Raw genomic sequence first — 3,122 nt, forward strand, 5'->3', positions numbered from 1 at the left:
GTGTCCAGGGTGGTGTCGGGGGCGGCCGGGGCCGGGCCGTCGGTGACGGCGAGGGTGCCGGGCGCCAGGTCGGGCAGCAGCGGGTCGCCCGGGTCGGCGCCGGGCAGCTGGGCCTGGCCGAGCAGGTCGCGCAGCGCGGTGACCGCCGCCGCGCGGCGGCCGAGGCCGGCGCCGATCGCCCACCGGCCGTCCGCCGCGCGGGCCAGCGCCACATGGGCGCCGGACCGTTCCGCCTCGCCGAGGTCGAGCAGGTCGACGGCGAGCTGGAGCCGCCGCGCCGAGGTGTGCAGGAACGTCAGCTCGGCGTCCGCGGTGGCGTCGTGGGCGGCGGCGTCGGCACCGCCCGCCGCCGCGCCGTGGGTGCCGTCCGTGGCGAGGGCGGTCCGGACATCCGGCCCGCCGTCGGCGGGAGCGCCGGGCGCCGTGGCCCCCGTCCCGGTGCCACCGCCGGCTGCGGCACCGGTCGCGGCGCCCCCGGCCGGGCCGCCCGCCGCGCCGTCGCCCTCCCCCGTACCGTCCCCGGTCACCGGCTCCAGGGGACGGATCCGGGTGGTGCCGTGCAGCGCGCGGGTCAGGGCGTCGAGGGCCAGCGCCGACAGCAGTGCGTGCCCGGCCGCCTCCGCCGTGCTCTCGCCCGCGCCGGTGCCGCCGCTGCCCGCCACCTGGCGTCCGTCCCGGTTGTGCGGGCCGTACGGGCGCAGCGCGGCGGCGGGTACGGCGGTCCGTTCCTTGGTCAGCAGCGAGGTGACCGCGCTCCACGCCGCGACCTCCTCCGTGCGGCCGGCGAGCGCCACCGGCAGCGCGCCGGGGCCGCCGGGCAGCAGCGGGGCGGGGACGACGCGCTCCACGTACACGGCTGCCGCCGTGCGCAGCGCGCGGAGCCGGGCGCCCGCGAGGTGGTGCACGTCGAAGGCGGCGATCGTGCGGCGGCCTCCGGCGCTGCCCAGCGGGAGTTCCAGCCGGGCCACCTTGAGCGGCAGCTGGGTCAGCGACTCGTCGTCGTAGCGGGCGAAGACCCCGGCGTGGGGCCGGACCAGGGCGGTGGACAGGCCGTTCAGCCGGTCCACCAGGGCCTCGGCGTCGCGTGCGGAGGCCACGGTCGCGGTGACGGCCACGCTCAGGGCGCCGGGCAGCGCGGCGGTGGCCGCGTCCGCTTCGGTGCCGCCGTCGCCGCGGGCCGCCGCCGCGCCGGGGCCGCACAGCTGGCAGCGCGGGTGGGCGCGCAGCGGTTCGGCGACGACGTCCAGCGAGTCCAGGTCCTGGATGAGGATCTGGCCGTCCGTCTCGGCGGGCAGCGCGCCGGTCGCCGTGCGGAAGACCTCGTAGCCGAGCAGATTCCCGGTCATCGCCGCGATCGGACCGGTCAGCGGTCCGCCACCCGGCGCGCCGGGTTCGGTGACCGCGCCGGAGGCGATCTCGCTCCAGCGTTCGGCGGCGGCCTGGGCGTCCACCGAGGCGCCCAGCCGCAGCAGGGCGCAGGAGACGCAGCCGCTGCCACCGGCCACGGCGGCGGGGCCGGTGACGACCCGCTCGCCGAAGGTCCACACGGGGATGACCCGCTGTCCGGCGGGCAGTCCGGCCGACAGCAGCGCGTGGGTGCGGATCAGCGCGTCGGCGCCGGTGACGAGTACCACGTCGGCGTCCGCCGGGTCGGTGCCGGCCGTCAGCCGCGCCCCCGCCCCGGCGGCTTCCTCCCGTGCCCGCGCCCCGACCTGCTCGGCGGTGACGGCGGCGGCGCCGTTGCGGATGAGGCTCAGCTGGGCCCACTCGGCCGTCTCCCCGGTGCCCAGGACCAGGACCCGGGTGGCGCGGAAACGGGCGAACCGCTGCCGGGCGTCGTCCGCGTAGTGGTCGACGTAGGCGATCTGGGCGGCGAACCGTTCGGCGACCTCCGCCGGGAGCACGTCCGCGTCGCCCGCCGCCGGTTCGCGGGCGTCGCGCGCGAAGTCCCGTTCGAGGAGCGAGCCGACCAGCGAGGCGACCATCTCGCGCTGCCGGTCGCCCATCCCGGCGCAGATCTCGCGCAGCGGTGTGCCGCCGTCCAGGTGCGGCACCAGCAGGGTGGCGAACTTGTACGCGGTGCGCCCGGTCAGATGGAAGCCGCCGTCGGCGTTGTGGAACAGGACCCCGCCCGGGGTCCGGGTGTACAGCACGTCGCGCCGGATGCGCGGGCGGACGCCGGCGAGGTTGTCGAACGCTGCGGCCATGCCTGTCTCACACCTTCTGTCGGTCTCGGGTTCTGGCGTAGCCCCGCAGCAGCGGATGCATGCGGTACGGGCCGGGCGGCCCGTCCTCCAGCAGGCCGGCGTCGGCCAGGCGCTCCAGGGCGGTCTCGGTCTCGGACGCGGTCAGGTCGAACGGGCCGGCCACGGCGCCCGCCGCGTCGGCGGGGTGGAAGTGGTCGCGCCCGAGCCGGCCCAGTGCCGCGAACACCTCGGGCAGCGGCGGCGGGAGCCGGGCGAGGGCGCCGTCCAGCACGCGGGGGACGGACAGCCGCGGGTCGTCGGGGAGGGTGAGGCGGGCCAGCGGGTCGTCGGTGAGCCAGTCCACCGCGTCGGCGAGCCGCAGGGCGGGGCGGGTGAGCAGCCGGGCGGCGGCGATGCGCAGGGCGAGCGGGTGGCGTCCGCACAGCAGGGCGAGTTCGGCGGCGGCGCCGGGTTCGGCGGCGACCCGTTCGGGGCCGAGGGCGGCGCGCAGCAGGGCGTGGGCCTCGGCGGGGGTGAAGAGGTCGAGGCGGGTGACCCGGCCGCCGTGGGTGGCGACGAGGGCGGCGAGGTGGCGGCGGCTGGTGACGAGGGTGGCGGCGCCGCGCCGGGCGGAGAGCAGCGGGCGGACCTGTTCGGGGTCGGTGACGTCGTCGAGGACGAGCAGGGTGTGCGGGTCGGCGTCCACCCGCGGTTCCGTGCCGGGGCCTGCCATGTCGAGGAGGCGGCAGCCGCCGGGGAAGCGGTCGCGGACGAGGTCGGCGACGTGCCGGGCGAGTGCGGTCTTGCCGATGCCGGGGGCGCCGCAGATGAGTTCGGTGCCGGGGCGTTCGCCGGTGAGGCGGGCCACCAGGGCGGTGGTCTCGGTGCCGCGGCCGGTGAAGGAGGGCACCGGGGTCCAGTGGCCGGGGGCGGTGG

The 3,122-nt window shown here is 78.8% G+C and carries 1 protein-coding gene and 1 pseudogene; both read right to left on the minus strand.

Annotation, left to right across the window (positions count from 1 at the left end):
* Nucleotides 1-2,207, minus strand: a 2,207-nt coding sequence (locus ACFV5N_RS26315) for a TOMM precursor leader peptide-binding protein (RefSeq protein WP_385604585.1), incomplete at its 3' end; no start/stop codon positions are given.
* Between the two features lie 7 nt (nt 2,208-2,214).
* Nucleotides 2,215-3,122: pseudogene (locus tag ACFV5N_RS26320) on the minus strand (AfsR family transcriptional regulator); the annotation flags it as partial.

The organism is Streptomyces sp. NPDC059853, from assembly GCF_042731495.1.
Taxonomy (GTDB): Bacteria; Actinomycetota; Actinomycetes; order Streptomycetales; family Streptomycetaceae; genus Streptomyces.